This is a genomic window from Aeromicrobium terrae (genome assembly GCF_008039565.1).
Lineage (GTDB): Bacteria > Actinomycetota > Actinomycetes > Propionibacteriales > Nocardioidaceae > Aeromicrobium > Aeromicrobium terrae.
In genome coordinates, this window is the sequence record NZ_VDUX01000002.1 from 392,354 (window position 1) to 416,909 (window position 24,556).

Annotated in this window: 27 protein-coding genes and 1 tRNA gene; 17 read left to right on the plus strand and 11 right to left on the minus strand. The window is 71.4% G+C overall.

What is annotated here, in order from left to right; translation table 11 throughout:
• Positions 1-5: 5 nt before the first annotated feature.
• Together FHP06_RS05525 and FHP06_RS05530 are read right to left on the minus strand one after the other, a co-directional pair.
• Positions 6-803 (minus strand): HAD-IIA family hydrolase, encoded by a 798-nt coding sequence (locus FHP06_RS05525; protein WP_147684583.1) that lies wholly within the window; start codon positions 801-803, stop codon positions 6-8.
• Positions 800-1,762, minus strand: coding sequence for an alpha/beta hydrolase family esterase (locus FHP06_RS05530; protein ID WP_147684585.1), 963 nt, complete (start codon positions 1,760-1,762; stop codon positions 800-802). The genes FHP06_RS05525 and FHP06_RS05530 overlap by 4 nt, the downstream gene beginning before the upstream one ends.
• A 40-nt stretch (positions 1,763-1,802) precedes the next feature.
• Between FHP06_RS05530 and FHP06_RS05535 the strand changes: the two genes are divergently transcribed.
• The 3 genes from FHP06_RS05535 (at position 1,803) to FHP06_RS05545 (ending at position 3,043) form a co-directional block, all read left to right on the plus strand.
• Positions 1,803-1,875 (plus strand) — tRNA-Arg (locus FHP06_RS05535).
• A gap of 60 nt (positions 1,876-1,935) precedes the next feature.
• Positions 1,936-2,649 (plus strand): aquaporin, encoded by a 714-nt coding sequence (locus FHP06_RS05540; protein ID WP_222706372.1) that lies wholly within the window; start codon positions 1,936-1,938, stop codon positions 2,647-2,649.
• On the plus strand, positions 2,642-3,043 hold the full coding sequence (locus FHP06_RS05545) for an arsenate reductase ArsC (RefSeq protein WP_147684590.1): 402 nt from the start codon (positions 2,642-2,644) through the stop codon (positions 3,041-3,043). Before FHP06_RS05540 ends, FHP06_RS05545 begins: the two co-directional genes overlap by 8 nt.
• Here FHP06_RS05545 and FHP06_RS05550 read toward each other — a convergent pair.
• Positions 3,040-3,387, minus strand: coding sequence for an ArsR/SmtB family transcription factor (locus FHP06_RS05550; RefSeq protein ID WP_147684592.1), 348 nt, complete (start codon positions 3,385-3,387; stop codon positions 3,040-3,042). The two genes, FHP06_RS05545 and FHP06_RS05550, sit on opposite strands and share 4 nt — an antisense overlap.
• 92 nt (positions 3,388-3,479) lie before the next feature.
• Between FHP06_RS05550 and FHP06_RS05555 the strand changes: the two genes are divergently transcribed.
• Together FHP06_RS05555 and FHP06_RS05560 are read left to right on the plus strand one after the other, a co-directional pair.
• The gene (locus tag FHP06_RS05555; RefSeq protein ID WP_147684593.1) at positions 3,480-4,835 is read left to right on the plus strand and encodes an FAD-dependent oxidoreductase; all 1,356 of its coding nucleotides are present in this window, start codon (positions 3,480-3,482) and stop codon (positions 4,833-4,835) included.
• A complete protein-coding gene (locus FHP06_RS05560) occupies positions 4,832-6,073 on the plus strand; it encodes an MFS transporter (RefSeq protein ID WP_147684595.1) in 1,242 nt (413 codons plus the stop codon). Before FHP06_RS05555 ends, FHP06_RS05560 begins: the two co-directional genes overlap by 4 nt.
• Here FHP06_RS05560 and FHP06_RS05565 read toward each other — a convergent pair.
• Positions 6,063-6,500 (minus strand): MarR family winged helix-turn-helix transcriptional regulator, encoded by a 438-nt coding sequence (locus FHP06_RS05565; RefSeq protein ID WP_147684597.1) that lies wholly within the window; start codon positions 6,498-6,500, stop codon positions 6,063-6,065. The two genes, FHP06_RS05560 and FHP06_RS05565, sit on opposite strands and share 11 nt — an antisense overlap.
• 29 nt (positions 6,501-6,529) lie before the next feature.
• On the opposite strand from FHP06_RS05565, the gene FHP06_RS05570 reads away from it, so the two are divergent.
• Complete coding sequence (locus tag FHP06_RS05570; protein ID WP_147684599.1) at positions 6,530-7,012, plus strand: cupin domain-containing protein; 483 nt, start codon at positions 6,530-6,532, stop codon at positions 7,010-7,012.
• Between the two features lie 22 nt (positions 7,013-7,034).
• Positions 7,035-7,553, plus strand: coding sequence for a maleylpyruvate isomerase family mycothiol-dependent enzyme (locus FHP06_RS05575; RefSeq protein WP_147684601.1), 519 nt, complete (start codon positions 7,035-7,037; stop codon positions 7,551-7,553).
• Here FHP06_RS05575 and FHP06_RS05580 read toward each other — a convergent pair.
• A complete protein-coding gene (locus FHP06_RS05580) occupies positions 7,528-7,854 on the minus strand; it encodes a TfoX/Sxy family protein (protein WP_147684603.1) in 327 nt (108 codons plus the stop codon). The genes FHP06_RS05575 and FHP06_RS05580 overlap by 26 nt on opposite strands.
• A gap of 49 nt (positions 7,855-7,903) precedes the next feature.
• Here FHP06_RS05580 and FHP06_RS05585 point away from each other — a divergent pair, with 49 nt between their 5' ends.
• Positions 7,904-8,896 (plus strand): DNA topoisomerase IB, encoded by a 993-nt coding sequence (locus FHP06_RS05585; RefSeq protein ID WP_147684605.1) that lies wholly within the window; start codon positions 7,904-7,906, stop codon positions 8,894-8,896.
• On the opposite strand, the gene FHP06_RS05590 is transcribed toward FHP06_RS05585, so the two are convergent.
• Both FHP06_RS05590 and FHP06_RS05595 read right to left on the minus strand, forming a co-directional pair.
• Positions 8,883-10,238, minus strand: coding sequence for a dihydrolipoyl dehydrogenase family protein (locus tag FHP06_RS05590; RefSeq protein ID WP_147684607.1), 1,356 nt, complete (start codon positions 10,236-10,238; stop codon positions 8,883-8,885). The two genes, FHP06_RS05585 and FHP06_RS05590, sit on opposite strands and share 14 nt — an antisense overlap.
• A complete protein-coding gene (locus FHP06_RS05595; protein WP_147684609.1) occupies positions 10,235-10,729 on the minus strand; it encodes a PGPGW domain-containing protein in 495 nt (164 codons plus the stop codon). The genes FHP06_RS05590 and FHP06_RS05595 overlap by 4 nt, the downstream gene beginning before the upstream one ends.
• Before the next feature lie 69 nt (positions 10,730-10,798).
• Between FHP06_RS05595 and FHP06_RS05600 the strand changes: the two genes are divergently transcribed.
• The 3 genes from FHP06_RS05600 to FHP06_RS05610 are packed head-to-tail and all read left to right on the plus strand — an operon-like array spanning position 10,799 to position 13,383.
• Positions 10,799-12,106 carry an SAM-dependent methyltransferase gene (locus FHP06_RS05600; protein ID WP_222706374.1) on the plus strand — a complete coding sequence of 436 codons (1,308 nt, stop codon included), beginning with the start codon at positions 10,799-10,801 and terminating at the stop codon, positions 12,104-12,106.
• A complete protein-coding gene (locus FHP06_RS05605) occupies positions 12,103-12,909 on the plus strand; it encodes a DUF1295 domain-containing protein (RefSeq protein WP_147684613.1) in 807 nt (268 codons plus the stop codon). Before FHP06_RS05600 ends, FHP06_RS05605 begins: the two co-directional genes overlap by 4 nt.
• A 3-nt stretch (positions 12,910-12,912) precedes the next feature.
• Positions 12,913-13,383, plus strand: coding sequence for an SRPBCC family protein (locus FHP06_RS05610; protein WP_147684615.1), 471 nt, complete (start codon positions 12,913-12,915; stop codon positions 13,381-13,383).
• On the opposite strand, the gene FHP06_RS05615 is transcribed toward FHP06_RS05610, so the two are convergent.
• Entirely contained in the window at positions 13,380-14,066 is a 687-nt protein-coding gene (locus tag FHP06_RS05615; protein WP_147684617.1) for a metal-dependent transcriptional regulator, read from the minus strand. The two genes, FHP06_RS05610 and FHP06_RS05615, sit on opposite strands and share 4 nt — an antisense overlap.
• 46 nt (positions 14,067-14,112) lie before the next feature.
• On the opposite strand from FHP06_RS05615, the gene FHP06_RS05620 reads away from it, so the two are divergent.
• Positions 14,113-15,456: a cryptochrome/photolyase family protein gene (locus tag FHP06_RS05620; protein ID WP_147685056.1), complete on the plus strand. Its 1,344-nt coding sequence runs from the start codon at positions 14,113-14,115 to the stop codon at positions 15,454-15,456.
• Positions 15,457-15,465: 9 nt separating this feature from the next.
• Positions 15,466-16,146 carry a hypothetical protein gene (locus tag FHP06_RS05625; RefSeq protein ID WP_147684619.1) on the plus strand — a complete coding sequence of 227 codons (681 nt, stop codon included), beginning with the start codon at positions 15,466-15,468 and terminating at the stop codon, positions 16,144-16,146.
• On the opposite strand, the gene FHP06_RS05630 is transcribed toward FHP06_RS05625, so the two are convergent.
• A complete protein-coding gene (locus FHP06_RS05630) occupies positions 16,136-17,404 on the minus strand; it encodes an MFS transporter (protein ID WP_222706375.1) in 1,269 nt (422 codons plus the stop codon). The genes FHP06_RS05625 and FHP06_RS05630 overlap by 11 nt on opposite strands.
• 93 nt (positions 17,405-17,497) lie before the next feature.
• On the opposite strand from FHP06_RS05630, the gene FHP06_RS05635 reads away from it, so the two are divergent.
• Both FHP06_RS05635 and FHP06_RS05640 read left to right on the plus strand, forming a co-directional pair.
• The gene (locus FHP06_RS05635) at positions 17,498-20,431 is read left to right on the plus strand and encodes an efflux RND transporter permease subunit (protein WP_187271801.1); all 2,934 of its coding nucleotides are present in this window, start codon (positions 17,498-17,500) and stop codon (positions 20,429-20,431) included.
• A 5-nt stretch (positions 20,432-20,436) separates the two neighbouring features.
• On the plus strand, positions 20,437-20,736 hold the full coding sequence (locus FHP06_RS05640; protein WP_147684621.1) for a hypothetical protein: 300 nt from the start codon (positions 20,437-20,439) through the stop codon (positions 20,734-20,736).
• On the opposite strand, the gene pdxH is transcribed toward FHP06_RS05640, so the two are convergent.
• On the minus strand, positions 20,733-21,365 hold the full coding sequence (gene pdxH / locus FHP06_RS05645) for a pyridoxamine 5'-phosphate oxidase (RefSeq protein WP_147684622.1): 633 nt from the start codon (positions 21,363-21,365) through the stop codon (positions 20,733-20,735). The genes FHP06_RS05640 and pdxH overlap by 4 nt on opposite strands.
• 27 nt (positions 21,366-21,392) lie before the next feature.
• Here pdxH and FHP06_RS05650 point away from each other — a divergent pair, with 27 nt between their 5' ends.
• Together FHP06_RS05650 and FHP06_RS05655 are read left to right on the plus strand one after the other, a co-directional pair.
• Complete coding sequence (locus FHP06_RS05650) at positions 21,393-22,520, plus strand: citrate synthase 2 (protein WP_407921274.1); 1,128 nt, start codon at positions 21,393-21,395, stop codon at positions 22,518-22,520.
• A 36-nt stretch (positions 22,521-22,556) separates the two neighbouring features.
• The gene (locus tag FHP06_RS05655) at positions 22,557-23,381 is read left to right on the plus strand and encodes an aldo/keto reductase (protein ID WP_147684626.1); all 825 of its coding nucleotides are present in this window, start codon (positions 22,557-22,559) and stop codon (positions 23,379-23,381) included.
• A 212-nt stretch (positions 23,382-23,593) separates the two neighbouring features.
• Here FHP06_RS05655 and FHP06_RS05660 read toward each other — a convergent pair whose 3' ends face one another.
• Entirely contained in the window at positions 23,594-24,556 is a 963-nt protein-coding gene (locus FHP06_RS05660; RefSeq protein WP_147684627.1) for a trypsin-like serine peptidase, read from the minus strand.

Here is a 24,556-nt window from a genome sequence, read left to right on the forward strand (position 1 = left end):
AGCGGTTACGTTCCCTCGGCCAGCTCGTCGACCAGCGGAACCACGTCCGCGATCGAGTCCAGCACCCGCGTCGGGCGGAACGGGAAGCGGTCGACCTGGGCCGCCGGCGTGGACCCGGTGAGCACCAGGATCGAGCGGAGTCCGGCCTCGAGCCCGGACAGGATGTCGGTGTCCATCCGGTCGCCGATCATGATCGTGGTCTCGGAGTGCGCCTCGATCTGGTTGAGCGCGCTGCGCATCATCAGCGGGTTGGGCTTGCCGACGAAGTAGGGCTCGACGCCGGTGGCCTTCGTGATGAGCGCGGCCACCGAGCCGGTGGCCGGCAGCGAGCCCTCGGGCGACGGACCGGTGGCGTCGGGGTTGGTGGCGATGAACCGGGCGCCGCCCTCGACCAGCTGGATCGCACGCGTGATGGCCTCGAACGAGTAGGTGCGGGTCTCCCCCAGCACCACGTACTCGGGGTCGCGGTTCGTGAGCACGTAGCCCACCTCGTGCAGCGCCGTCGTCATGCCGGCCTCGCCGATGACGTACGCCGTGCCCTCCGGCCGCTGCTCGCTGAGGAACTTCGCGGTGGCGAGGGCCGACGTCCAGATGGCGTCCTCGGGCACGTCGAGCCCGGCGGCGTGGAGGCGGGCGCGCAGGTCGCGGGGCGTGAAGATCGAGTTGTTGGTGAGCACCAGGAACCGGCGACCGGTGTCGCGGAGCCGGGTGATGAACTCGGCGGCGCCGGGGATCGCCCGCTCCTCGTGCACGAGCACGCCGTCCATGTCGGTGAGCCAGCTCTCCACGGGCTTGGTCGTCATGGTCCCAGTCTGCCGTCCCGGTGCATCCGCACGAAGTCCCAGATGAGCTTCGACGCGTCGATCTCCTGCGTCATGATCCCCTGGTTCGGGTTGCGCCGGTTCGACGACCCCGGCGTCGGCACGTCGACGCCGCCCGGCCAGCGGTGACCGCCGTTCGTGATGACGTACGACTCGACCGTGCTCCCCGCGGCACAGCCGAACCAGCGGTCGTGCCGGACGTGCTCCGCCGCGCGCGTCGTGACAGCCGGCCGGACGCAGCGGTCGTGATCGGCCCAGGACTCCAGCGTGTCGGTCACTCCCGGAAGCGGGCCGATGACGGTCTTCTTCGCCCCGTTGAACGGGACGACGACGTCGCGGAGGCCGTGGAAGTAGAGGATCGGCCGCGGCGGCGCCTCCGCGCACTTCGGCTCGTAGTACGGACCGGAGACGGCGGCGAACGCGGCGAAGTCGCGGGACTTCTCGCAGGCCAGCGCGAGCGTGAGCACGGAACCGTTGGAGAAGCCCGCGGCGTAGACGCGGTTCTTGTCGACGCAGGCCTCCTGCTCGACCTTGCGCAGCAGCTCATGCGTGAACGTGATGTCGGCGGACGGCTGGCCGTCGCGGTCCTCGAACTGCCAGGACGGGATCAGCCCGGCACCCTGCGGCGCGACGACGGCGAAGTCCTCGTCGTCGGCGACGTCGGTCATCTTCGTGGTGTCGAGCAGCGTCTTCGGGTCGCCGCCGAAGCCGTGGAACAGGAACATCACCGGGATGGGCTCGGCACCGTCGTAGTCCTCCGGCAGGTGCATCACGTAGGTGCGCGCGCGCCCGTCGACGTCGATGGTGTGCTCCGTGGTGCCGGTCTCGAGCGAGCGCACCGGGTCGCACACGTCGTCGGCCGTCTTGAGGACGGTGGTGCGGCCGCAGGAGACGAGGGTCGCCGAGATGAGAAGGAGGGCGACCGCCAGGACGCGGCGCATGACCACGACCCTATGTGCGATGGGATGATGGCTCGGTGCCGCCCCCGTAGCTCAGGGGATAGAGCGTCGGTTTCCTAAACCGTGCGTCGCAGGTTCGAATCCTGCCGGGGGCACTGTCCCGGACTGTCGACGTCGTTCACCTGCTGTACACGCGCAGACGCCATGATGTGCCCGTGACTCAACCACTGCCCCGCAGGCTCCTGTCGGAGTTCCTGGGGACCGCGCTCCTGCTGGCGGTGGTCGTGGGATCCGGAATCGCGGCCAGTGACCTGTCCCCGGACGACGTCGGGCTCCAGCTGCTCGAGAACAGCACCGCGACGGCGCTGGGGCTGGCTGTCCTGATCCTGGTCCTCGGGCCGGTGTCGGGCGCGCACTTCAACCCGATCGTCACCCTCGCGGACTGGTACCTGTCACGTCGGGATCCGGAGGGCTTCAGCGCGCGCCATGTCGCGCCGTACGTGGCCGTCCAGGTGGCCGGCGCGGTGGCCGGGACCCTGCTGGCGAACGCGATGTTCGACGTCGGGACGACGTTCTCTGAGCACGAGCGGGCGAGTGGCGGACACCTGGTGGGTGAGGTGGTCGCAACCGCCGGGCTGGTCCTGGTGATCTTCAGCCTGATGCGCTCGAACCGTGCACCGCTCGCGGCACCGGCAGTCGGGGCCTACATCGGGGCGGCGTACTGGTTCACCAGCTCCACGTCGTTCGCCAACCCGGCGGTTGCGGTCGGGCGGATGTTCTCCGACACCTTTGCGGGCATCGCCCCCAGCTCGGTGCCGGCATTCGTGTCCGCAGAGATCGCGGGGATGGTCATCGGCGCCGTCCTGGTCCTCGCGCTCTACCCCGCGATCCCTGTTCATCACCGACACCAAGGAGAAGGCCGTGCCTGACCGTCCCACTGTCCTGTTCGTCTGCGTCCACAACGCCGGCCGCTCCCAGATGGCCGCCGGCTTCCTCACGGCATTGGCCGGCGACGACATCGACGTCCGTTCCGCGGGCTCAATGCCCGGTGACCAGATCAACCCCGTCGCGGTCGAGGCCATGGCCGAGGTCGGCATCGACATCGCCGGCGAGCAGCCGAAGAGGCTCACCGAGGACTCCATCCGAACCGCTGACGTCGTCATCACGATGGGATGCGGCGACGAGTGCCCGTACTTCCCCGGCAAGCGCTACGAGGACTGGGTACTCGACGATCCCGCCGGGCAGGATCTCGAGACCGTCCGGCCGATCCGGGACGAGATCAAGCGCCGCGTCGAGACGCTGATCGCGTCGCTCGGGCGCTAGACCTGCAGCGTGTCCGCGAGCGCGGGCAGCGCACCCGGCACCAGGGCGTAGTAGGACCAGACGCCGCGCTTGCTGCGGGTCAGCAGGCCGGCGTCGACCAGGAGCTTGAGGTGGTGAGAGACCGTCGGCTGCGACAGGTCGAGCTGGTCGTTGAGATCGCAGACGCACGCCTCGCCGCCCTCGGACGCTGCCACGAGTGAGAGCAGGCGAAGCCGGGTCGGGTCGCCCATCGCCTTGAACTTCGCCGCCAGCGACGTCGCCTCGGAGTCGTTCATGACGCCGCCGGTGATCGGCGAGCAGCACCCCGCGACCGCGGTGTCGAGAACTGGGAGCTCGGTGGGCATGTACCCAGCCTAGCCCATTCATTGACATTCTTCGATGTCTGGGTAGAGTCATATCCATCGACAAACGTCTATGAAACGAAGAAGGGCCGAACATGCCTGCGTCAGAACCGACCACCATTCTCCCCGTCGTCGTCATCGGAGCCGGGCCCAGCGGTCTCGCCGCCGCCGCGCACCTGCGCAGCCGCGACGTCGACGTCCTCGTGCTGGAGAAGGGTCCGACCGCCGGCGCTGCCGTAGCCGAGTGGGGGCACGTTCGCTTGTTCTCGGCGTGGTCCGAGCTCGTCGACCCGGCCGCCGAGCAGCTCCTGTCCCAGACGGGTTGGAGCTCCCCCGACCCGAGCACCTACCCCACGGGCGCTGAGTGGGTGACCGGCTACCTCCAGCCACTGGCCGACGCCTTGGGCGAGTCGGTCCGCTACGACTCCGCGGTCACGTCGGTGGCGAAGCAGTCCCGTGACCGGTTGGTCAGCTCCGGTCGCGACGAGGCGCCGTTCACCGTCCACGTGAGCACCCCCGACGGCCCAGCTCACGTGATGGCGCGCGCGGTGATCGACGCGTCCGGGACCTGGAGCGGCCCGAACCCGCTCGGCGGCGACGGCGTTCCGGCGATCGGCGAGCGCGAGGCAGGGGCGCAGGTCAGCTACCGCGTGCCCGACCTGCGCGACGAGGCCACCCGCGCCCGCTACGCCGGCAAGCACGTCGTTGTGGCCGGGACCGGCGCCTCAGCCAAGACGGCACTCATCGCCCTGACCAACCTGGCCAGGGACGAGCCGTCGACGCGGATCAGCTGGCTGGTCCGGCGCGGCTCCGTCGGCGAGGCGTTCGCCGGCAGCGGCCAGGACGAGCTCCCCCAGCGCGGCGCCCTCGGCCAGCAGGCCCAGCAGGCCGTCACTCAGGGGCCAGTCACGACCCTGAACGGCTTTCGCACCGCCACGATCGACCGGAACGACAAGGGTCGGTTGACGATCGGGTCCTTCGACGGCCAGACGGTCACCGACGTCGATGAAGTCGTCGCCCTCACCGGGTTCCGCCCTGACCTGGATCTCCTGTCGGAGATCCGGCTCGACCTGGACCCGGTCCTGCAGTCGCCGCGCGAGCTGGCGCCGCTGATCGACCCGAACGTCCACTCGTGCGGCACCGTGTACCCCCACGGGGCCAAGGAGCTCGCCCAGCCGGAAGCCGGGTTCTACCTCGTCGGCATGAAGTCCTACGGCCGGGCCACGTCGTTCCTCGCGCTGACCGGCTTCGAGCAGACCCGCTCCGTGGCCGCGGCGATCGCCGGCGACCACGAGGCCGCCGCTCGGGTCGAGCTGACGCTGCCCGACACCGGCGTGTGCGGCGGCACCGGGTTGTTCGACGAGGAGTCCGCCACAGGCGGCGGTGGGTGCTGCGGTGGCGTGGACGTGGCGCCGGTGCTGCTCACCATCGGCCGCCCGTCCGACCGGTGACGACACCGACGCAGCCCGGGTCGCTCGACGGGCCCGGGCTGCGTCGTGCCGTCACGACGCTCTGCATCACCGAGATCGTCAGCTGGGGCATCCTCTACTACGCCTTCGCCGTGCTCTCCTCCGACATCGTCGACGACACCGGCTGGAGCCAGACGGCCGTGACCGCCGCCTTCTCGCTGAGCCTCGTGGTCTCGGGCCTGGTCGGCATCGTCGTCGGTCGGCGACTCGACCGGTTCGGCCCGCGACGGATCATGACCGCAGGCTCGGTCCTGGGCGTGGCTGCCGTGGTCGTCATCGGCACCGCTCCCACCTACCCGGTCTTCGTCCTGGGCTGGCTGGTCGCCGGTGTCGCGATGGCCGGCACCCTCTACCCACCGGCCTTCGCCGCGCTCACCCGGTGGGCAGGCGCCGAGCGTGTCGGAGCCCTCACCACCCTCACGCTCGTCGCCGGGCTCGCCAGCACCGTGTTCGCCCCGCTCGCGGCCGGCCTCCAGGCGATCACCGACTGGCGCACCGCCTACCTGTGGCTCGCCGTCTTGCTTGCCGGCGTCACTATCCCTCTGCACTGGTGGGGCCTCGACCACGCCTGGGAGCCGGCGACCGAGCCCACCCATGAAGACAAGGCGCTCGCTCGCGAAGTTCGGTCCGTTCCTTTCATCGCGCTGATGGCGACCGCGACGATCTCCGCGTTCGTCGTCTACGCCGCCGTCGTCAATCTCGTCCCGATGTTCGTCGAGCGCGGCCTGACCACGACCGAGGCCGCCATCGGCCTTGGCATCGGCGGCATCGGGCAGGTCGCGGGACGTCTCGGCTACGCGCGCTTCTCCCGAGCCACCACGTCGGTCTCACGACTCGCCATCACCATCGTCGCCGTCAGCCTCACCACGACGCTCGCGGCCGTTGCTCCGGCCGAGGTCGCCATCCTGTTCGCGGTGTCCGCCGCCATGGGCGTGGCGCGCGGCATCTTCACCCTCATCCAGGCCACCGCCGTCAGCGACCGGTGGGGCATCGCCCGCTTCGGACACCTCAACGGCGTCCTCACCGCACCCGTCCTCATTGCATCTGCCCTCGCACCCTTCGCCGGTGCCGCCCTCGCCGACGGCCTCGGCGGCCAGCAAGAGGCCTTCGTCGCATTGGCCGTGCTCGCGCTCGTGGCGGTCCTCCCGGCGCTCGCGACCGGCACGTCGCTCAGCAAGTCTGCTCCACCTCCCGCCGGCGCACCACGACTCAGAGGGTGAGGTCGGCTTGCCGGATCTTCTCGAGGTCGGCTCGCATCGCCTTGGTGCGCTGAGCACCGATGATGCTGGTCACGAGTCCCTCGACGTCGGGTACGAGCGACTGCGCGATGTCCAGCACCTCGCGTCCTCGGGACGTGACGACGACGAGCTTGGCGCGACGGTCACCCGGGTCCGGGACGCGCTCGACGTACTGATGGCTCTCCAGGTGCTCGACGAGCTGGGCCATCGCCTGCTTGGTCATCCGCGCGCGCTGCGCGAGCGTGCTGACGGTGGTGCCGTCGTCGTCGAGGAACTGGAAGACCGCGGCGTGGGCCGGCCGGACATCGGCGTGCCCGGCCTCCTCCAGCCGGGTGACGACCAGGTCGTTGAGCCGGAGGTACGCCTCGCGGAGCAGCAGGACGACGTTGCTCGGCCGCGTCTTTGACATTAGACAGGTTCCTTGTCTATCTTTCTCGCATGGACAAGATACCTGTCGATATTGCCACAGCCGAGCGGATCCGACTGGGCACCGAGGACATCGCCGTGCTCGCGTCGAGCGCGGACACCGGTGGCGCGCTCTTCGCCGTGCAGACCACGATGCGTCCCGGCGGCGGTCCCCCGGTCATGCACCGGCACGGACCGGGCGAGGTCTACTACGTGACCGAGGGCGAGTTCACCTTCTACCTCGGCGAGGGCGGGGAGGCCCGCAGGATCGTCGCACGGGCCGGCGAGGTGGTGCCGCTCGCCGGTGACACCCCGCACACGATCCGCAACGAGTCGCAAACCGACGCTGTCGCGTTCGTGGTGCACGCTCCCGGGGCGCCGATGGAGGGCTTCACCCGCGCCGTCGCCGCGCTGGCAGCACAGGACGCACCCGCGATCGAGGACGTGCTCGCGGTCGCCGAGGCGCACGGCATCGAGCTGCTCGGACCGATCCCCTCACACGCTGCGCGCGTCTGACGCCTCCGGTAGACAGGGAGTCATGAGCGACGCCGACCAGATCGACCTGCTGTCCCGTGCCCTCGACCAGACCGCGACGCTCGTGGCGTCGGTGCGGTCCGAGCACCTGGACGCGCCCACGCCGTGCCGCGACTGGACCGTCCGCCAGCTCCTGGAGCACGTGTGCTCGGACCCGCGGAACTTCATCACGATGACGCAGGGCGGCGACGTCGACTGGTCGGCCCAGGTGCCGCTCCCCGACGACCCGGGCCGGGCGTTCCGGGAGGACGCCGACGAGCTGCTCGACGCCGTCAGCGAGGCGCCGGGCACGATCTCCATCCAGCTCCCGGAGTTCACCGTGCACTCCTGGGACCTGGCTCAGGCGCTCGGAGGCACCGAAGAGCTCGACGACGAGCTCGCCGAGGCGTCGCTCCGCATCATGACGCCCATGCTCAAGCCGGAGATGCGCGGCGGCGCGTTCGACCCGGAGATCGACGTCGCGGACGACGCGTCCGCCTACGAGCGGCTGGCCGCCTTCACCGGGCGGCGGCCGCTGCTCTGAGGCCGCGGTCGACCCACTGGTGCAGGGCGTCGTCGTCGGCGCAGCCCGCCGGGTCGACGCGGATCCAGCCGTTCATGTCACGGCCTCGCATCTCCATCGGGCGGGTGTGCTCCAGTGCGAGGAGCGCCTCGGTCTCGTCCGGACGGACGCGCAGCATCAGGCCGCCCTGGCCGCTGACGACGACGGCCATGCGGCCGCCCGCCATGAACGCGAGACCGCCGAACATGGCCTTCTCGGTGATGTCCGCCTCGCCCGCGAGCTGAGCCCGGACGTCGGCGGCGAGGTCGTGGTCGTATGCCATGAGCCGATGCTGACAGGCGGCACCGACAGATCGCCCGTACCTTTCCTGCATGGTCCGACTGCGCAGGGTGTCCGCGAGCATGCCCGGCTGGAGCCGCGTCGCGCACGGCAAGGGGTTCCGGTACCTCGACGAGGACGGCGCGCCGCTGCCCCCGCTCGACCGCGAGCGCTGCATCAACCTCGTCATCCCGCCGGCGTGGCGGGACGTCTGGATCTGCCCGGCGGAGAACGGGCACCTGCAGGCCGTCGGCACCGACGACGCGGGGCGGCGTCAGTACCTCTACCACCCGGCCTGGCGGGAGCGGCGCGACGCGGAGAAGTTCGAGCACATGGAGCGGTTCGCGCGGTCGCTCATCCGGAACCGCCAGGTTGCCCGACGGGAGATCGGTGACGAGCCCGACCTCACCACCGTCTCGGCCGTCGCGTTCTCGCTGCTCGACCTCGGCATGTTCCGCGTCGGGTCCGACCGGTACGTCGACGAGAACGGCAGCCACGGCCTCACCACCGTCGAGCGCGACCACGTCACGCGCGAGGGGCGCGGCGTCACGTTCTGCTACCCGGCGAAGTCCGGGCAGGAGGTCGAGGTGACGGTGCGCGACGACCGGGTGAACGCCGTGCTCGACATGCTGCGCCGGCGCCGGAGCGGCGGGGACCGCCTGTTCTCCTACAAGCACGCGGGCCGCTGGCGCCACCTCACCGCCGACGACGTGAACCTCTACGCCAAGGACACCCTCGGCCCGGAGTTCACCGCGAAGGACTTCCGGACCTGGCGCGGCACGGTCATCGCGGCTCACGCGCTCGCCCTGTCCGACGCATCGTCGAAGACCGCACGCAAGCGGTCGATCACCGGTGCCATGCGCGAGGTGAGCGAGCACCTGGGCAACACGCCGGCCGTCGCGCGGAGCTCGTACGTCGACCCCCGCGTCGTCGACCTGTTCCAGGACGGCATCACGGTGGCGGCCGGGAACCGGCGGATCAGTCCGGGGTCGCCGGTCAGCCGGACGCTGGAGCGTCAGGTGCTGCGGCTGCTCAAGAAGGCTTAGGCAGCGTGGACTCGATCGCGCGCCAGAACGTCGGGTAGGCGTAGATCGAGTTGCGCAGGGTGCTCACCGGCACCTCCGCGCGGACGGCGACGGCGAGCCCGGACACGGTCTCGCCACCGGACGGGCCGACGACGGTGGCGCCGACGACGACGTCGCGGTCGGTGTCGACGACGAGCTTGACCAGGCCCTCGTGGCCGGGCCCGTGGACGAAGCCACGGCTGCTCGCCGCGATGTCCGAGGTGGTGACCTCGACGTTCATGCCGCGGTCGCGCGCCTGCTGCTCGGTGAGGCCGACGGCGCCGACCTCCGGGTCGGTGAACGTGACGCGCGGGAAGGTCGGGTCGTAGGGCGGCTGGTCCTCCCCCAGGATCGACCGGGCGGCCCGCTCGGCCTGGTACATCGAGACGTGGGTGAAGGCGCCCCGGCCGGCGATGTCGCCGATCGCCCAGAGGCCGTCGGCGACGCGCTGGTCGTCGTCGACCTCGAGCGACCGGCCCGACCCGTCGACGCCGATGGTGTCGAGACCGATGTCGGCGATGCGCGGCTTGCGGCCGGCGGCCACCAGCAGCTGCTCGGCCTCGAACGTCTGGTCGCCGCAGGTGACGTGGAAGCGGTCGCCGTCGTGGGCGACGCCGTCGATGGAGATGCCGGCGTGCACGGTGAGACCCTCGGACGTGAGGAGGTCGGTGAGCAGCACGGAGGCCTCCGGCTCCTCAGGGCCGAGGATGCGCGGCGCGACCTCGAGCACCACGACGTCGGACCCGAACCGGGCGAACGTCTGCGCGAGCTCCAGCCCGATGGCCCCGCCGCCGATGACGACGAGGGACGACGGCGCCTCGGTGGCCGAGACCGCCTCGCGGTTGGTCCAGAACGGGGTGTCGGCGAGGCCGTCGATCGGTGGGACGGCCGCCGTGGTGCCGGTGTTGAGCACGACGCCGCGCGAGGCGACGTACCGGTCGCCGTCCACCTCGACCGTGCGATCGGCCACGATCCGGCCGCGGCCGCGCACGAACGTGACGTTCGCCTTGAGCAGCCGCTCGACGGCGACGGTGTCGTCCCAGTCGTCGGTGGCCTCCTCGCGGATGCGCTTGGCCACCGGCGCGAAGTCGGCCTGCACGTCGGCATGGCCGGCGACCTGGTCGACCCGCCGCGCCTCGGCCAGGGCGTTGGCCGCGCGGATCATCATCTTGGACGGGATGCAGCCCCAGTACGGGCACTCGCCGCCGACCAGCTCGGCCTCCACGGCCACGACCGACAGACCGGCGCCGGCCAGCCGGGTGGCCAGTGCCTCACCTCCGGGCCCGAGGCCCACCACCACGACGTCGCACGAAGTCTCGCTCATGAGGACATCGTCGTCTTGCTCGGCTCGGCCGCCGGCTCCGGGTCCGGGTGGCGCCACCGGATGATGCTGTACAGCAGCAGGCCCCACGCCGCGGCCGCCGAGGCCAGCAGACCCAAGGCCGTGCCCCAGCCGGCGGCCGGGAGGTGCGGACCGAAGCCGACGCCGAGCACGTCGAACTCCGGGATCTCCGGCGACTGCCACCAGATGACGGCCAGGACGACGAGCCAGACGCCGCCGAGGAAGCTGACGGTGATGCGCGGCCAGGTGGCGACGCCGTACTTGGCCGCCTCGATGGCCTGCTTGCGGAGGGGGTCGAGGATGCGCTGGGCCCACGCGTGGTGCGGGGCCAGCAGGGCGACGCCGGCCACGAGGACGAGGGTGCCGGGGCCGGGCGCGGGCATCATCACGATGCCGACCGGGATCAGGATCCACCCGAGGATCTCGCTGCCCGTGCGCTTGAACCAACGCCTCAGTCGCTCGCCGACCGCCATGTGGAAATCATGCCAGGCTGCGCCCACATTCAGATGGCGTACCGAAGACAGCACCGGGACACTGGACCGGTGAATCTCGCCGCCCGCCTCCTCGCGCTGGCCGAGGACGCCCTGAACCTCAGGCTCCCGGTCCGGCTCCGGGCCTGGGACGGCAGCGTCGCCGGACCGGCCGGCGCCCCGACCCTGGTCATCGCCGACCGGCGCGCCATCCGGCACGTCCTGTGGTCGCCCGGCGAGCTCGGGGTGGCCCGTGCGTACGTGCAGGGCTACCTCGACGTCGAGGGCGACCTGTCCGACGGGTTGCGCGCGATGTGGGAGGCCGTCCGGGTCGCCCGCGCCGCCGATCCCGACGCCGCCCGGCCGCGGATCACCCCGCGCCTGGCCCTGCGTGCGGCCCGCCTGGCCGTCCGGACCCGTGCCCTCGGGCGTCGTCCTGCGATCCCGGCCGCCGAGGCCACGCTCACCGGCGGGCTGCACACCCGCGAACGCGACCGCGCCGCGATCTCGCACCACTACGACCTGTCGAACGACTTCTACGAGCTGATCCTGGACCCGCAGATGGCCTACTCCAGCGCCTTCTTCGCCCGGCCGGACATGACGCTCGAGGAGGCGCAGACCGCGAAGCTCGACCTCGTCTGCCGCAAGCTCGGCCTGCAGCCCGGGATGCGGATGCTCGACATCGGCTCCGGCTGGGGCTCGCTGACCCTGCACGCCGCCGAGCACTACGGCGTCCACGTCACCGGCGTGACGCTCTCGTCGGAGCAGCGCGACTTCGTGCTGAAGCGGGCCGCCGAGCGCGGTCTCCAAGGCCGGGTCGACGTCAGCCTCCGGCACTTCCGCGATCTCGCCGGTGCCGGCGTCGCCGACGGCACCGTCGACGCGGTCGCGTCCATCGAGATGGGCGAGCACGTGGGCGACGCCGAGTACGTCGACTTCACCCAGGCCATCGCGCGCTACCTGCGGCCCGGCGGTCGGGTCCTGATCCAGCAGATGTCCCGGAGCAACAGCGCCAAGGGCGACCGGCCGGGCGGCGGCCCGTTCATCGAGACGTACATCGCGCCGGACATGCACATGAAGCCGCTGGCCAAGACGATCGGCCTGATCGCCGACGCCGGCATCGAGATCCGCGACGTCCAGGCGATGCGCGAGCACTACCCGCTGACGGTCGCCGGCTGGGCCGCGAACCTCGAGGAGCACTGGTCGACGGCCGTCGCCCTCGTCGGCGAGGAGCAGGCGCGCGTGTGGCGGCTCTACCTCGCCGGTGGTTCGCTGGCGTTCGAGGAGAACCGCATGGGCGTTGACCAGATCCTCGGCGTGAAGCCCTCAGCGTCCGGTGTCGCCGGGATGCCCCTGACCCCGATGGATTGGTTGGCATGAACACGAACGACGTCTCGCACAGCTTCATCACGCTGGGCTTCGGCCTCGCCACGGTCGTGGTGGTGATGGCCGTCTGCATGTGGATCTCGGTGCGACAGCAGAAGCTCACCGTCGTCGACACCGCGTGGGGCCTCGGCTTCGCCGCGGTCGCGATCGTCTCGGTGTTCGTGACGCAGCGCGGCGACGGCATGCCGGGCACGCAGACCCTCCTGCTGGTCCTCGTGGTCCTCTGGGGCGTCCGGCTCGCGCTGCACCTGCACGCCCGCAACTCCAAGCTGCCCGAGGACCCTCGCTACAAGGCGATGGCCGAGGCCGACGGCCGCTCGTTCGCGCAGGTCGCGCTGAACCGGGTGTTCCTGCCGCAGGGCATCGCGATGTTCCTCGTCGCCACCCCGGTGATGGTCGGCATGAACAACGTCGGCACCAAGCCGGTCCTCGGCTGGATCGGCGCCCTCGTGTGGCTGGTCGGGATGTTCTTCGAGACCGTCGGCGACCTCCAGCTCGCCCGGTTCAAGGCCGACCCCCAGAACCAGGGCAAGCTGATGGACCAGGGCCTGTGGAAGTACACGCGCCACCCCAACTACTTCGGCGACGCCTGCGTGTGGATCGGCATCTGGATCGTCGCGGCGTCGTCGTGGTTCGGCCTGCTCACCGTCATCAGCCCGATCGCGATGACGATCTTCCTCACCAAGGTCACCGGCGCGGCCCTGAACGAGAAGGGGATGCGCGAGACCAAGCCGGGCTACGACGACTACGTTCGTCGCACGAGCGGGTTCATCCCGCTGCTGCCGAAGAAGGGCTGACCGTTGGCTGAGTACGAGGCCGTCCTGGAGCAGAGCATCGACGTCGCGGCCCCGCCGGCCGCCGTCTGGGAGCTCGTCCGGGACGTCACCCGGATGTCGGAGTGGAGCCCGCAGGTCGTCTCGACCCGGCTGCGCAGCGGCTTCGACGAGGTCGCCCAGGGCGCCGAGTTCACGAACAAGAACCAGCAGGGCGAGATGGAGTGGGTCACCCACGGCGAGGTCGTGCGGTTCGAGCCCGAGCGGGAGCTGGCGTTCCGCATCCAGGAGAACTGGGTCGTGTGGTCGTTCCGCCTCGACCCCACGGACGCCGGCACGCGGCTCACCCAACGTCGCGACACCCCGGACGGCATCTCCGACCTGTCGCTCGAGCTGACCGACGGGTTCCTCGGCGGGCAGGAGGCGTTCACGCAGTCCTTGCGCGACGGGATGCGGCAGACGCTGGAGCGGATCCGCGACGCGGCGGAAGGCGCCTAGACCGAGACGAAGATGTGCGCCGCGGCGTCGGAGTCGATCTCCGCGGTCTCGGCCTGACGCGCGACGACCACGCCTTCGGGGCCCCGCGAGACCAGCACGTCGTTGCCCGGGAGGGCGCCGACGCGACGGAGCACGGACATGACCTGCGTGTCCTTCTGCAGCTCCTCGGCGATGCGGCGGACGGTGCGGCGCACCGGGTCGCCGGTGCCGACGGACGCCGTCAGCGGCTCCAGGCCGGCGAGGAAGTCGGTGGCGTCGTCGGCCTCGCCGAGCTCGGCCAGGCCGGGGATCGGGTTGCCGTAGGGCGACTCGGTGGGGTGCTCGAGCAGCTCGACGAGCCGGCGCTCGACCTGCTCGGACATGACGTGCTCCCACCGGCACGCCTCCTCGTGGACGTACTCGATCTCGAGCCCGATGACATCGGTGAGCAGCCGCTCGGCGAGCCGGTGCTTGCGCATGACGCGGGTGGCGAGCTGCCGCCCCTTGGGCGAGAGCTCGAGGTGCCGGTCGCCCTCGACGGTGAGCAGGCCGTCGCGCTCCATGCGGGCCACTGTCTGGCTGACCGTGGGCCCGCTCTGGTGCAGGCGCTCGGCGATGCGCGCGCGCAGCGGGACGATGCCCTCTTCCTCGAGCTCGTACACGGTGCGCAGGTACATCTCGGTGGTGTCGATCAGGTCACTCACGGGTCAAGTGTCCCACGAGGTGCCGAGCCGACGCGCCGCCTCGACAATGGGTCGCGTGCCGACGTCCGTGATGTGGTTCCGCCGCGACCTCAGGCTCGCCGACCACCCGGCACTCCGGGCTGCCGTGGACGCCGGCCCGGACGGTGTCGTCCCGCTGTTCGTGCTCGACCCGCACCTGTTCGACGCGGCCGGGACTCCGCGCCAGGCCTACCTCGCCGGATCGCTCGCGGACCTGTCCGAACGGGTCGGCGGGATGCACGTGACGCACGGCGACCCTGTCGACGAGGTCGTGCGCGTCGCCCGGCAGGCGGAGGCGTCCACCGTGCACGTCTCCGGGGACCGCGGCCCGTACGGGTCGGCGCGGGACGAGCGCGTGACCCGTCGCCTGGCCGAGCACGACATCGAGCTCGTGCGGACCGGATCGCCCTACGCCGTGGCGCCCGGACGCGTCACCAAGGACGACGGCAGCGGGTTCAAGGTCTTCTCGCCGTTCTACCGGGCGTGGCTCGAGCACGGGTGGCGCGACCCGGCTCCCGCGGTACGTGACGTGCCGTGGTTCTCCCCCGGCGGCCGCACCCATCGGCTGCCCGAGGTCAGCTCCGACGCCGACTTGCCCACGCCCGGAGAGGCGTCGGCCCGCGCGCGGTGGCGCGACTTCCTCGACGAGGACGTCGCCGACTACGGCGAGGAACGCGATCGGCCCGACCACGACCGCACTTCCCGGATGTCCGTCCACCTGAAGTGGGGCGAGATCCACCCGCGGACGATGCTCGCCGACCTCGGCCGATCAGCCGGGGCGGAGGCGTACCGCCGGGAGCTGGGGTTTCGCGAGTTCTACGCCGACGTGCTCCACCAGCGGCCCGACTCCGCGTGGGACTACTACGACCACCGGTTCGCCGCGATGGACTACGACGAGCCCGGCGACGACCTCGAGGCCTGGAAGGCGGGCCGCACCGGCATCCCGATCGTCGACGCCGGGATGCGCCAGCTGCTCGGCGAGGGCTGGATGCACAACCGGGTGCGGATGATCGTCGCCAGCTTCCTGGTGAAGGACCTGCACGTCGAGTGGCAGCACGGCGCGCGGCACTTCGCCGAGCACCTCGTCGACTTCGACCTCGCGTCCAACCAGCACGGCTGGCAGTGGGTCGCCGGCTGCGGCACGGACGCCGCCCCGTACTTTCGGGTCTTCAACCCGATGACGCAGGGCAAGAAGTTCGACCCCGACGGCACGTACGTCCGGCGCTGGGTGCCCGAGCTCGCCGACGTGCCGGTCAAGCACGTGCACGAGCCCTGGGAGATGGACGACCCGCCGGCCGACTACCCGGCACCGATCGTCGACCACGCCGAGGAGCGCCGCGAGGCGCTGCGGCGCTACGAGGCTCTTCGTTAGGTTGCTCCCATGGTGACCGTCCCGCGGCAGTTCAACGGCCCCGAACACTCCGGCAACGGCGGGTACGTCAGCGGCATGCTCGCGGTCGAGGTCGGTGCCGGGTGCGTGACGGCGACGCTGCGGCAGCCGCCCCCGCTCGACACCCCGCTCACGTGGGAGCACGACGGAAACGAGGTCCGCCTGGTCACCGCTGGTGGCGGTGTGATCGGCGAGGCGACGCCCGGCACGTTCACCCGCGACCCCGTGCCGTGCCCGACCGTCGACGAGGCCGAGGCGGCCGCCGCGAGGTTCCAGGGTCACGAGGTGCACCCGTACCCGCGCTGCTTCACGTGCGGCACCGACCGCACGGAGGGCGACGGCTTCCGGCTGTTCGCGGGGCCGACGGGCGACGGTCGCACCGCGACGCCGTGGACCCCGGACCCGTCGTTCGGCGACCTCGACGTGCCGCTCACCTGGGCGGCGCTCGACTGCCCCGGAGCCTGGACGATCGACCTCTCCGAGCGCGTCCTGCTGCTCGGCCGCATGACCGGTGAGGTCCTGCGCCCGCCGGCCGCCCACGAGCCGCTGCTGTCCACCGGCCGGTTCGACGGCGAGGACGGCCGCAAGGTCTACGCGTCCACCGCGCTCTACACGCGCGAGGGCGAGCTGCTCGGCCGGGCCGAGCAGACCTGGATCGCCGTCACGGCGTAGGCGTCCGGGCGTCGTACGTGAGGAACCGGCGCTGGAGCACAGTGGCCGTCAGCACGCCGACGACGCAGAGCGTCCCGCCGATGACCATCGCCCACTCCTCGTTCGTCAGGGCGGAGAGCAGGCCGATGACGAAGTCGCCCAGGCGCGGGCCGCCGGCGACCACCACGATGAAGACGCCCTGGAGCCGACCGCGCAGCTCGTCGGGCGCGGCGGTCTGCAGCATCGTCGAGCGGTAGGCGGCGCTGATCATGTCGGCCGCGCCGGAGCCGGCCAGGAACGCGACGGCCAGCCAGAGCCCGCCGGAGAAGCTCAGCGCGCCTACGCCCACCATCAGCACCGAGGCCCCGTACGCGACCACCGCGATGACGATCGCGACACCGTGCCGATGGATGCGCGAGATCCAGCCGGACACCGCGAACGCGATGAGCGACCCGATCGCGGGGGCCGCCTGCAGCAGGCCGAGCGTCGAGGCCGAGCCGGCGAAGACCGTCAGGGCCAGCGCCGGGAACAGGGCGCGCGGCTGGGCGAGCACCATCGCGCAGAGGTCGATGATGAACGTCATGCGCAGGTTCGGCGCGTTCTTGAGGAAGTGCAGGCCCTCGACCACGGACCGCAGTCCCGGCGCGCGGCCGCTGCTCTGCGCGGGTGGCATCGAGGGCAGCCGGACGACGGCGTAGAGCGCGGCGGTGAAGGTGATGACGTCGAACGTGTAGGCCGCCTCCACCCCGTGCCAGCCGATGATGACGCCGCCGAGCAGCGGGCCGATGGTGAAGCCGAGGTTGAACGACGCCATGCTCAGCGCGTTGGCCGCGGGCAGCAGCGGCGCCGACACCAGGCGCGGCAGCATGGCCGACCGCGCCGGGTTGTTGACCGCGAACAGCGCCGCCTGGACGGCCACGACGCCGTAGAGCAGGCCGACCGACTCGACGTCCGCCCACGCCTGCAGGACGAGCACGCCGGAGCAGGCCCACAGCCCGAGCGCCGACCACAGCGAGACCAGCCGGCGGTCGAACGCGTCGACCAGGGCGCCGCCGTACAGCCCGCCGAGCACGAGCGGCAGCAGCCCGCACAGGCCCACCAGGCCGACGGAGAACGATGACTCGGTGAGCACGTAGACCTGGTACGCGACGGCGATGACCGACATCTGCTGGCCGAGCTGGGAGATGGTCTGCCCGAACCAGAGCCGGCGGAACGCGGGCGACTCCCGCAGCGGCCGGATGTCCGTGAGCACCGCTCCGAGGGCGCGCCGTCTGCTCACCCGAGGATCATGCCAGCCCTCCGACCAGGGTCGGAGACCCGTTCCGACCGCAGAACGAGGTCCGCCGCGCACCGGTTCACATACTCTCGGTAGGTGAATCTCTCCGGCCTGGCCCGCTTCGCCGTCACCCGTGTCCGCTGGGTGACCCTGGCGTGGGTCGTCGTCGTGCTGGCGCTGACGACGCTGGTGCCGACCCTCGAGGAGGTCGTCTCCCGCGACAGCACGCCGTTTGTGCCGTCGTCGGCCCCGTCCATCCGCAGCGAGCAGCAGATGGACGACACGTTCGGCAACGGGAAGAGCTCGAGCTACATCGTCGTCGTGGCCGAGCGCGACGGCGGGCTGAAGGCTTCCGACCGCGCCTACGTCGACGCCCTCCAGGACCGGCTGCGCCGCGACACCGAGCACGTGACCTACGTGCAGGACCTGGGCGACACGAAGGAGCTGCGCGACGCCCTCACCAGCCGGGACGGCGAGGCGCTCTACTTCCAGGTCGGCCTGCCCGGCGAGACGGGCGCGCCCACGTCCAACGCCCAGGTCGAGGCCGTCCGCGACGCCACCGATCACGACCGGCCGGCCGGTCTCGACGTCGCGGTCACCGGCGCCTCGGCCACGATCACCGACATGGTGAACGTGGTGGAGCACAACATCCTCCGCATCACGATCGTCACCGTCGTGCTGATCGCGATCATCCTGTTCGTCATCTACCGCTCGGTCTCGATCACCGCGTTCGTGCTGTCGATCATCGGGCTGTCGCTGCTCGCCGCCCGCGGCACGGTGGCGCTGCTCGGCCTGCACACGTTCTCGGTCTCGACGTTCACCGGCTCGTTCCTCACCGGCGTGGTGCTGGGCGCGACGACCGACTACGCGATCTTCCTGGTCAGCCGGTACCACGAGCACCGCCGCGCCGGCCTGGAGCCGCGGGAGGCGGCCACGGCGGCGTCGAGCAAGGTCTCGGCGGTCGTCATCGGCTCGGCGTTCACCGTCATGCTCGCCAACGCCTGCATGCTGCTGGCCGACGTCGGGCTGTTCCGCACGACCGGCCCGGCGATGGCGGTCGGCGTGGGCGCGGCGCTCGCCATCTCCATCACGCTGACCCCGGCCCTCCTCGGCCTGCTGGGCTCGCGCGGATACCTGGAGCAGAAGCGCTTCCCCCGCGACGAGCACGGCTGGCAGCGGACGGCCGAGCGCGTCGTCAACCGCCCCGTCCGAGCGCTCACGATCGGCCTGATCCCGCTGATCCTGCTGGCGGCGTTCGCCCCGGCCCTGCGGCCCAGCTTCGACGAGCGCAGCACCCAGCCGGACGACACCGAGAGCAACCACGGCTACCGGCTCATGGCCGCCCACTTCCCGACCAACGAGGCGACGCCCGACTACCTCCTCGTCCGCGCCGACCACGACCTGCGGACGCCGGAGGACCTCGCGGCGCTCGAGCAGGCGTCGGCCGCGATGGCCCGCACTCCCGGCGTCGTGTCGGTCCGCGGGGTCACCCGGCCGCTCGGGACCACGATCACCGAGGCGTCGCTCGGGAAGCAGGCCGGCATCGTCGGCGACCGGCTGGCCGAGGCCAACGACGAGCTGGCCGGCGGCACCGACGGGGCGGAGGCCCTCGCGGACGGCGCCGGACGGCTGGCGTCCGGCGCCGGGTCCGCCGCCACCGGCGCGACGCAGCTGCTCGACGGCATCGACACGCTCCATGCCGGCGTCGAGCGGCTCGCGGACGGCAGCGACGACGCGGTCGGCGGGAGCGCGAAGCTCCGGTCCGGCGCCCAAGCGCTCGCGTCCGGGCTCGACAGCGCGATCAGCCAGACCCAGGTCGCCGTCGACGGCCTCGGCCTCGCGTACACGGCGCTCAAGCGGAGCCTGACCTGCGGGATCGACCCGTACTGCAAGCAGGCCCGTGACGGCATCCGGCAGATCTACGAGGGCGAGCGCGACGAGCTGATCCCCGGCCTCCGCAAGGCTGCGGCCGGGGCGCACCAGCTGGCCGACGGCAGTGCCGACCTCGACGCCGGTCTGCGCCGCATCCGCGACGGCCTGCGCGACGCCGACGGCGGCGCCGCGCGCCTGGCGGCCGGCCAGCGCGACCTCAGCGACGGGCTGCAGGACCTGGCCGACGGCTCCGACCAGGTGAAGGGCGGCACCGACAAGGTCGCGTCGTCGCTCGGCGAGCTGGAGTCCGGCCTGGACGAGGCCGCCACGTACCTCCAGCAGACCGGCGAGGCGACGAAAGGCACGTCGATGGGCGGCTTCTACCTGCCGCCGTCGGCGCTGAAGGACTCCCGGTTCCTGCTGTCGAGCGGGGCGTTCATCTCCGAGGACGGACGGACCGCCCGCCTGATCGTCCTCGGCGGCAGCGACGCGTTCGGCCGCGCCGCCGCGCACCGGGTCGGCGACGTCGTCGACGCGATGCACACCGGCCTGCGCGGCACGAGCCTGGAGGACGCCGACGTCTCGGCGACCGGCATGGCGCCGACCAACGCCGACATCGAGACGCTGTCCGCGCAGGACCTCCGCCTCGTCGCGGCCGTCGCGCTCCTGGCCGTCTTCCTCGTCCTGCTGCTCCTGCTCCGCAGCCTCGTCGCGGCCACGTTCCTGCTGGCCAGCGTCGCCCTCTCGTACGCAGCGGCGATCGGGCTGTCGGTGCTCACCTGGCAGCTGCTCTTCGACAAGCCGATCGAGTGGACCGTGCCCTGCATCGCGTTCGTGCTGCTCGTCGCCGTCGGCGCCGACTACAACCTGCTGCTGATGAAGCGGGTGCAGGAGGAGGCGCCCGACGGGTCCCGTGAGGGCATCGCGCGAGCGGTCGCGCTCACCGGCGGCGTGATCACCTCGGCGGGAGTCATCTTCGCGGCGAGCATGTTCGCGTTCATGTCCGCGAGCGTCATCACGATCGTGCAGCTGGGCTTCGCGGTCGGCACCGGGTTGCTGCTCGACACGTTCGTCGTGCGGACGTTCGTGGTGCCCGCCGTGGCCGCCCTGCTCGGACCTCGGCTCTGGTGGCCGCGCCACCCGAGCGGCGCATACTAGGGAGCATGGTCTCCCTGAGCCGTCGGCTGACCGATCTCTCGATCGAGCAGGTGCAGCGGTGGGTGATGTCCCTGCTGGTGCTGGCGGTCGCCTCGTTCCCCATCGGGGCGCTCGCCGCGACGTCGATCGTGCTCGACCAGGACGGCCGTCAGGACAAGGCCGTGCTGATCGTGATCATGATGGCCGCGCTCGGCTGCGTCGCCGTCGGCATCGTGCGGAAGATCCACGAGCGGTCGCCGCTGTCCGCCTGGCTGATCGTCGGGATCGCGCCCGCGGTCACCACGGCGTTCTTCGTCCTCGGCTAGGGCTGGAGGCGCTCGCAGGTCCAGCCGGCGTCGGACCGGGAGTAGCGCAGCCGGTCGTGCAGGCGGTTCGGGCGGCCCTGCCAGAACTCCATGACGTCGAGCGCGATGCGGTAGCCGCCCCAGTCGTCCGGCCGCACCAACGCCTCCGCCGACGCCTCGGCGAAGCGCTGCTCCAGCGCGGTGCGGCTCTCGACCGGGCGGGACTGGTCCGACGCGATGGCCGCCGCCCGCGCCCCCTCGGGCCGCGAGTCGAAGTAGCGGTCCGACTCCGCGGGGCCGACGCGCGAGACGCGACCCTCGATCCGCACCTGCCGCTGGAGCGGGTGCCACAGCAGCACGGCCGCCGCGCGCGGGTTGGTCTCGAGCTCGTCGCCCTTGCGCGAGGCGTAGTTGGTGTAGAACACGGCACCGTCGGCGTCCAGGGCCTTCAGCAGCACCAGCCGGACCGACGGGGCGCCGTCGGGCGTGGCCGTGGCCAGCGCCATCGCGTTCGGCTCGTGCAGCCCGGCCTCGATGGCCTGCGTCGTCCAGCGGCCGAGCAGAGCGACGGGGTCGTCGCCGGCGTCGCCCTCGTCGAGACCGGCGTCGGCGTACTCGGCGCGGATGGCGGCCAGGTCGGGGGACTCCATGCTTGAAGACTAGGTGTGCAGGGCAGAATGGCGAACATGACTGATGGCGTAGAGGTGCACCACGGGCTCGAGGGAGTCGTCGCGTTCGCGAGCGAGATCGCCGAGCCCGACAAGGAAGGATCCGCGCTCCGGTACCGCGGCGTCGACATCGACGACCTCGTGGGTCGCGTGCCGTTCGAGAAGATCTGGGGCCTGCTCGTCGACGGCGAGTACGAGCCGGGTCTCCCGCCCGCCGAGCCGTACCCGATCCCGGTGCACTCCGGCGACATCCGCGCCGACGTGCAGAGCGCCATCGCACTGATGGCGCCGGTCTGGGGCCTGCGCCAGCTGTACGACATCTCCGACCCCGAAGAGGTCCGGCACGACCTTGCCCGCACGGCCGTCATGGTGCTGTCGTACGTCGCCCAGGCGGCCCGTGGTCTCGGCAAGCCGATGGTCCCGCAGGCCGATATCGACACCTGCGACACGATCATCGACCGCATGCTCATGCGCTGGCGCGGTGAGGTGAACCCCGACCACGCCAAGGCCATCGACGCCTATCTGGTCTCCGCCGCCGAGCACGGCATGAACGCCTCCACGTTCACCGCCCGCGTCATCGCCTCCACCGGCGCGGACGTCGCCGCCGCCCTCTCCGGTGCGGTCGGCGCCATGTCCGGACCGCTGCACGGCGGCGCGCCGTCCCGCGTGCTGCACATGATCGAGCAGGTCGAGAAGACCGGCGACGCCGAGGCGTACGTCAAGCAGGTGCTCGACTCCGGCGAGCGGCTGATGGGCTTCGGTCACCGCGTCTACCGCGCCGAGGACCCGCGCGCCCGCACGCTGCGTCGTACGGCCCGTGAGCTCAAGGCGCCGCGTGCCGAGGTCGCCGAGGCGCTCGAGCAGGCCGCGCTGAAGGAGCTGCGCGAGCGTCGCCCGGACCGCGTCCTGGAGACGAACGTCGAGTTCTGGGCCGCCATCGTCCTCGACTTCGCCGAGGTCCCGTCCAACATGTTCACTGCGATGTTCACCTCCGCCCGCACCGCCGGCTGGAGCGCCCACATCCTCGAGCAGTACAAGACCGGCCGCCTGATCCGCCCGTCGGCGGTCTACACCGGCCCGTCCGAGCGCGCGGCCGACGAGGTCGCCGGCTGGAACCCCGCCTGGGCCACCTCCTGAGACGCAGCCGTTGACCGGCGGTCCTAGGTTGGGGACATGACTGTTCCCGCGCTCGAGCTGCACGACGGCACCTCCATCCCCCAGCTGGGCTTCGGGGTGTTCCAGGTGCCCCCGGAGGACACCGAGAAGGTCACCGCCCAGGCGCTCGAGGCCGGCTACCGGCACATCGACACCGCCCGGGCCTACCGCAACGAGCGCGGCGTCGGCGCCGCCATCGCCGCGTCCGGCCTCCCCCGCGACGACGTCTTCGTCACCACCAAGCTCTGGAACGACGACCAGGGCGCCGACTCGGCCGAGCGCGCGTTCGACGCCAGCCTGGAGCGGCTCGGCCTCGACGTCGTCGACCTCTACCTCATCCACTGGCCCGCCCCTCAGCGCGACCTCTACGTCGACACCTGGAAGGTCTTCGAGAAGCTGCGCGCCGACGGCCGCGTCCGCTCGATCGGCGTGTCCAACTTCCGGCTCGAGGACCTCCAGCGTCTTCTCGACCTGGGCCTCTCCGTGCCCTCGGTCAACCAGATCGAGCTGCACCCGTACCTCACGCAGCACGACCTGCGCGAGTTCCACGCCGCCCACGAGATCGCCACCGAGGCCTGGAGCCCGCTGGCGCAGGGCGCCGTGCTGGACGACCCCGTGATCGTCGACGTGGCCAAGAGCCACGACGCCACGGCCGCTCAGGTCGTGCTCGCGTGGCACCTCGCCCTGGGCAACGTCGTGATCCCGAAGTCCGTCACCCCCGAGCGCATCGCCGAGAACTTCGGTGCGACGTCGCTCACACTCGACGACAGCGAGGTGGAGGCGATCACCGCCCTCGACCGCGGCGAACGCACCGGCCCGGATCCCGCCGTCTTCCCTGGTTAGCAGGGGAAGGGCCCGGCCGTGACGGCCGGGCCCTTCTGACTCCCTTTGACATGAATCTCGACCACCCCCCCGAGATGGTCGAGCCCCACGTCTTGTCTGACCCTATCCCATGAGATAGTCATTTAGTACTAGATGGACCTAGTTATTGCGAGTTACTCCCTCACTGTGGCAAGGCCCATTGGGCGCGGGGGCACTCCCAGCCCCCGCGCCACCTACTTCTTCTGCATCGAGGAGTAGAGCGACTGCGCCACGGAGCCGAAGTACGGCCCGTAGAGCCATCGCTTCGCGCCGGCCCCGGTCACGTACCGGAAGCTGGAGACCGACGTGATCACGCCGGCTCCGGTGGACGGGTTGAAGTCGGCGAGCCACGGCCCGCCCGACGTGCCGCCCGACAGGTTGCAGTCGATGCCCTGATCGCCGCTGCCGCGTCGGTCCTGGATCACCGCGCCGCGACAGATGGCCAGCCGATTCCCGTCGTACAGCGACTCGGCCGGGTAGCCGAACACGTCGACGGAGCCGCCCCGCGGACGGTTGAACGCGATGCCCTGCGCGCCGACGGTGTCGGACAGGGACTTCTTCTTGGCCTTGACCCGGATGTAGCCCACGTCGTAGGTGAGGTCGCCACGCGTGCGCCACTCCGTGGTGGTGGCGAGCTTCGTCGCGGCCCAGCGCCCGTACGGGGCCTTGCCGTCCTTGTACCCGGGGACGAAGACGACGTTCTTCGCGTAGCCGCCTGGACCCTTGTTGACGCAGTGCCCGGCGGTCTGGACGAGGTTCTCGTTCTTGGCGCGCACCGAGCTGCCGGAGCAGGCGAAGCCCGTGCCGCCGATCGTGAAGAACACGCGGCCGGTGGTGCGCACGACCGTGCCGCTGCCGTCGTAGAGGGCGCCCCGGTCGGCGCGCCCGCCGGAACCACCGAGGAGACCGCCCAGGAGTCCGCCGAGCAGCCCGCTGGACGCCGTGCGGGAGGTCAGGACCTGGACCGCACGCCGGAGCAGGTCGTCCGCGGGGCGGGCGGCGCGCATGCGGTCGGCCGTCCAGTACCGGGCCGCCGCGTCCTGCGCGGCCGCGCTCACCACGACGACATCGGGCCGGTCGGCCGCCGACGCCGGAGCGCCCAGGCCCAGGCTGGCGGCGGTGACGACGCCGAGGCCGACGGCGAGGAGGGACTTCAT